Source organism: Pedobacter sp. (assembly GCF_035566355.1).
GTDB lineage: Bacteria > Bacteroidota > Bacteroidia > Sphingobacteriales > Sphingobacteriaceae > Pedobacter.
In genome coordinates this window covers 1-4967 of the sequence record NZ_DATMRL010000521.1, presented here as the reverse complement: position 1 = coordinate 4967, position 4967 = coordinate 1, and the positions used below count along the sequence as shown (strand labels likewise).

Below are 4967 nucleotides of genomic sequence, written 5' to 3'. Positions count from 1 at the left end.
GTGGAGGGCAGATGGAGCGGAGGGGGATAGACTTTAGTCGTAGCCATCAGTTAAAAAAAGATGTAAAGTAGGGTATTTACGAATGTCTATTAAAACAGAAATTATGATGAGTAAAAAAGCAAAACTAAAATGTATCATTCCCAGCGTCCTGCTTTTTTTAAATACCGGGCTCTTTGCACAGCACGCTGAACTCACCGCTTATGGAGGATATACATTTGACCACACTTTGAATTCTTACAGTACAAACTATTACAAAGCAAAGATTGCGGGAAGCGGACATTTGGGTGGTGCACTTGATTTCTTTCTCAATGAAAATTACAGCCTTTCGCTTACTTATAGTTTCCAGCCAACTACGGGTTATCTATACGGCAGTGGAAGTACAGCCAACAAAAGTGATGGACTTGATTTGCATTATATTCTGTTGGGAGGTAACAGGTATGTTGGAAATAACCGGGTAAAAGGATATGGAGGTCTTGGGTTGGGAGCATGTATTATCGCTCCCAAAACTTATTCTGGTGCCACCAAGTTCGCCTGGGATATTCATCTTGGCGTAAAGTTGTATGCCAGCGACAGAGTAGGGATTCGCTTACAGGCACAATTACTGTCACTTGTTGATGGGGCCGGATTTGGGATAGGAATTGGAACCGGGGGCACAGGTGCCGGTATTAGCACCTATTCCTCTGTTTTACAGTTTGGTTTAAATGGAGGGCTCATCATAAAGTTCAAAAAATAAATCCTTTTATTTCTCAGGCGAGTCTCGCCTCAGCGATTTGGTCAATTTTGGAAATCCGTAATGCGGAGACTCGTCTGAGAAACGGATGAATTACGAAATCTCATTCGCCAATTTATTTTCCGATTCCAGTCTGACAATTAATAATTCATTCATCGGTGTGATAATAACTTTTCGCCCCTGTACAAAACCAAGTTTTTTCAACCACTCACCACATAATCTGATTTCAGGAACATTCTTTGACACGAGTACACTTTCTCTAAATCGTGGTTAATGGTGAGGCTTCTTACCTGAGGACGAGTACTTGTAGTCCGGGCTGACAGTTATCGATTAAGCAATAGTATAAACAATGAATTTTTGTAACTTTAATCAGCATTTGTACAGGGCAGACACATCTCAAATGCTGACACAAACACAAATATGTTAACGTTGGCGGTCATCGTAAAGCAAAAACGATAAATGACATTTAATACATATAAAACCGGAAAACATTTAGCAGGCCTGGTAAAATACTACTGGTCATTAGATCGTACTTTTCCCGCTACCGAAATGTACATTCATCGAACGTTGGCAAATCATTGCCCTGAAATAATATTTCATTATGATAGTGAATTCAGAGAAATAATTGCAGAAGATAACATTGAAAAAACGTTTAGGACCGGTATTCACGGGCAGACTAACAAAATAAGAAGATTTACTTCAAAAGATAGGTGTGGGATATTTGGAGTTATGCTCCAGCCGTATGCTATCCCTATTTTGTTTAATATCCCAGCTACAGAGTTAACAAACGAATTAGTTGACTTGACTTCATTACTAGGACAAAAAGGAAAGGACATTACAGAACAAATGATTCTTGCCAGGGACAATACTCAACGTGTAATTTTAATGAATAATTTTTTAACCAACCTCAATCATGAAGTGAAACTACCAGAAATAATACGTTCTGTTCAATTCATTTGTAGTGAAAAAGGGAATGTGAGTATTCAAAAACTTTCAAATCAATCATTCTTATCCATACGACAGTTTGAACGAAAATTTAAAGACCTTGTGGGCTTTTCGCCTAAAACCTTCTCAAGATTAGTTAGATTTAAATCAATTGTAGACAATTATTCTGCACAGAATAAAACACTAACAGAAATAGGATATGATTTTGGTTACTATGACCAATCGCATTTCATTCAGGACTTTCGGCAATTTTCAGGATATAATCCTAAAGCATATTTTGGAGGAAATGCAAATGAAGTTTTTTACGCACCTCAATAAATGTCGTTTTTTCCCAATTTTTATAAATACACTATAAGTTTCTTTGTATAAAAAAATGGAAACAGTAATTTTAGAAAACGACATTAAAGTGTTTTATGTAACCGCAAAGAGCTTTCCACAAGGTATTGGAGAGGCCGTAAATAAACTACACAGCTTATTCACATTTTCAAAAGAGAGAAGGATATTTGGTTTGTCAAGACCTGAAAATAATGACGGAATAATTTATCGTGCAGCAGCCGAAGAAATGCATGATGGAGAAGCTGAAAAAGTGCAATGCAAAACTCTTTTGATTCCTAAAGGCAAGTACATTGCAGTTGTTGTAAATGACTTTAGAAAAGATATAATGAGTATTGATAAAGCGTTTAAACAATTACTAAATCAGTCAAATTTAGACCCAGAAGGATATTGTGTAGAACAATATGCTTCTGACACAGAGGCTGTAACGTGTATGATTAGACTTAATGAGTAAAAAACAACGAACTGCTGACATCGGTTTGGCAATTCTTTCGCCGCACATCAAAAATGAAATATGTAATTATAAATTCAACCATTCTTTTTATTGTTGCATGTATATTAGAAATGACTTTACACGAATTCGGACATTATTTTGCATCAATCATTGTACATGCAAAAGGAATTTCTATTCATCATAACTATGTTTCTAACATGGACGAAGGATTACCTTTAAAAAGTATATTGTTTATTAAAGGTGCAGGTCCATTCGTGAGTTTGATGATTGGGATAGTTTTTCATTTATTTTGTTCCACACAGAAGAAACGAAATGTTGGTTTTTTATTCAATCTCTATATGACTGCATTTGGTTACATAGGTTTTTTTGGTTATTTGATGATAGCGCCAATTTTCACATCCGGGGATACGGGTTATATTTGTTGGGCGCTTAAATTTCCAATCTGGTTGACAATTAGTATTGCTCTTTCAGGGGCTTTAATATTGTACTTATTAATTAGAAATCTGATGAACTATTTTGTGGAAATGGGTTCAAAAGAAATACTTCAAAAAAAAGAAACAAGGATTTCATTTGTCCATTCTTTACTATTAATACCTATCTTATTAGGAATACCTTTTACGACATTATTGAATTTACCCATTGTAGCGCTAATAAGTTTAATAGCACCGGTCTGTAGTCCATTTACCTTATTGTGGGACTATGGTAATGCGCTTTATAAAAACTATCATTTAAAAACAACGAATAGCAATTTTAACAGACTAAACAAGTTGAATTTTGTGCTGATTATTTTATTAATACTCACAATAATCTACAATAGGATGCTGGTAAAAGGAATTTATTACAACTAAAATTTGCCACATTGGTTCGAATCCAATCCGGTTCACTGGGATAGGCATTACCGTTAGTAATGCCTTCTTTTATTTGTGCATCCACCATTGTTATTACATTGTACTTGATTTGCTTCTTTCTCCGCCGAGTCCCGCGCCGACGGCGTTTAAGTGCCGAGCCATAGGATCGTTATTCATTTCAGTTGAGGGATAGCTATTTAAATCCTGCCATCAACTTGAAAACTGCACTCAGCACATCAGATTTCATCGGAAATATAGATATAGTGAATCCCGCACAGCTTCATCACCTTTGAAACGGGAATGCTATGCTTAAAGGGCAAGATGGAATTAAAAGGACGCTTCTAAAAGATCAAATAAACGTACAATTACTGTTCGTTTTTGATACAGGCGTTTCAAATAATTTCTTTAAAGCCCTTACCGCACAACAGTTTAAGCTTTGGCATTTGCGTTGGAACAAACATTTAGCGAGCTGAATCAGGCTCGTCCTACTGTAATAAAATCATATTTCATAAATCAACTTTTATGTTCAAAAATTATTTCAAAACCGCATGGCGAAATCTTGAAAAGAACAAAGTCTATTCTTTCATTAATATTGGTGGCCTTGCCGTTGGCATGGCTGTGGCTATGCTTATCGGGCTGTGGGTTTATGATGAAGTAACCTTTAATGAAAGTAATAAAAATTATGAAAGTATTGCCGAGGTAAGAAGATTGTATACCGACCCAAATACGCATGAAACATTTGGTGTAGATAATATGCATTATCCTACCGCTGCACTTCTGAGAAGCAATTACAGTCAATATTTTAAGCATGTTGTTATAGCCTGGTGGCTTAACGATTATACCATTTCAGCTGCTGATAAAAAAATATCGAGGCAAGGTGAGTTTATTGAACCGGAAGGGTTGGATATGCTTTCACCAAAAATGCTCGAAGGCAGTTATAGTTCACTGAATGATATGCATTCCATTGTTATTTCAAAATCAACTGCAAAAGCATTTTTTGGTAATGATGATCCGATTAACAAAAGCCTTAAAATAGATAACAGGATTGATGTAATTGTTACTGGAGTTTATGAAGATATTGCTGCTAACAGCGACTATGGCAGCGTGCAATTTTTTGCACCGTGGAGTTTATGGGTTGCTTCAAACGGTTGGATACAACAAGCTGAAGATAGCTGGGATAATAGTTCATTTCCAATATTGGCGCAGTTACAGCCGAATGTTTCAATGGCAACTGCCAATGCTGCTATCAAAGATTTTTACTATAACAGTGTTCCAAAAGAAGTGTCAACCGGCATGAAGCTGTATAAAAATCAGGCCTTGTTATATCCTATGAAGGACTGGCATTTGTATTCTGATTTTAAGAATGGGTTACCAGACGGTGGCCGCATCACTTTTGTATGGTTGTTTGGAATTGTTGGAATTTTTGTGTTGCTACTGGCTTGTATCAATTTTATGAATTTAAGCACAGCCCGTGCAGAAAAAAGAGCAAAAGAAGTAGGAATTCGTAAAACAATGGGTTCTTCAAAAACACAACTAATACAGCAATTTTTAAGTGAATCATTTTTAGTTGTGATGTTGGCTTTCATGCTTTCGTTATTGCTCGCTACATTATTGCTCCCATTGTTTAATGAACTGGCAGATAAAAAAATATCAATCC

The 4967-nt window shown here is 36.1% G+C and carries 6 protein-coding genes; 5 read left to right on the top strand and 1 reads right to left on the bottom strand.

The window, feature by feature from the left end:
• Positions 1-103 precede the first annotated feature (103 nt).
• A complete protein-coding gene (locus tag VNZ46_RS20265) occupies positions 104-733 on the top strand; it encodes a hypothetical protein (protein ID WP_325562014.1) in 630 nt (209 codons plus the stop codon).
• Between the two features lie 90 nt (positions 734-823).
• Here VNZ46_RS20265 and VNZ46_RS29420 read toward each other — a convergent pair whose 3' ends face one another.
• Entirely contained in the window at positions 824-976 is a 153-nt protein-coding gene (locus VNZ46_RS29420) for a SymE family type I addiction module toxin (protein WP_414693512.1), read from the bottom strand.
• Between the two features lie 213 nt (positions 977-1189).
• Here VNZ46_RS29420 and VNZ46_RS20260 point away from each other — a divergent pair, with 213 nt between their 5' ends.
• The 4 genes from VNZ46_RS20260 to VNZ46_RS20245 all read left to right on the top strand — a co-directional run.
• Positions 1190-1993: a helix-turn-helix transcriptional regulator gene (locus VNZ46_RS20260; RefSeq protein ID WP_325562012.1), complete on the top strand. Its 804-nt coding sequence runs from the start codon at positions 1190-1192 to the stop codon at positions 1991-1993.
• A 55-nt stretch (positions 1994-2048) separates the two neighbouring features.
• On the top strand, positions 2049-2462 hold the full coding sequence (locus tag VNZ46_RS20255) for a transcriptional regulator (RefSeq protein ID WP_325562010.1): 414 nt from the start codon (positions 2049-2051) through the stop codon (positions 2460-2462).
• Between the two features lie 53 nt (positions 2463-2515).
• Positions 2516-3310, top strand: coding sequence for a hypothetical protein (locus VNZ46_RS20250; protein ID WP_325562009.1), 795 nt, complete (start codon positions 2516-2518; stop codon positions 3308-3310).
• A 522-nt stretch (positions 3311-3832) separates the two neighbouring features.
• On the top strand, positions 3833-4967 hold a 1135-nt coding region (locus VNZ46_RS20245; RefSeq protein WP_325562007.1), incomplete at its 3' end, for an ABC transporter permease.

Coding starts and splice junctions, on each gene's coding strand:
- VNZ46_RS20265 (WP_325562014.1), top strand. CDS start 104: ATGATGAGTAAAAAAGCAAAACTAAAATGTATCATTCCCAGCGTCCTG.
- VNZ46_RS20260 (WP_325562012.1), top strand. CDS start 1,190: ATGACATTTAATACATATAAAACCGGAAAACATTTAGCAGGCCTGGTA.
- VNZ46_RS20255 (WP_325562010.1), top strand. CDS start 2,049: ATGGAAACAGTAATTTTAGAAAACGACATTAAAGTGTTTTATGTAACC.
- VNZ46_RS20250 (WP_325562009.1), top strand. CDS start 2,516: ATGAAATATGTAATTATAAATTCAACCATTCTTTTTATTGTTGCATGT.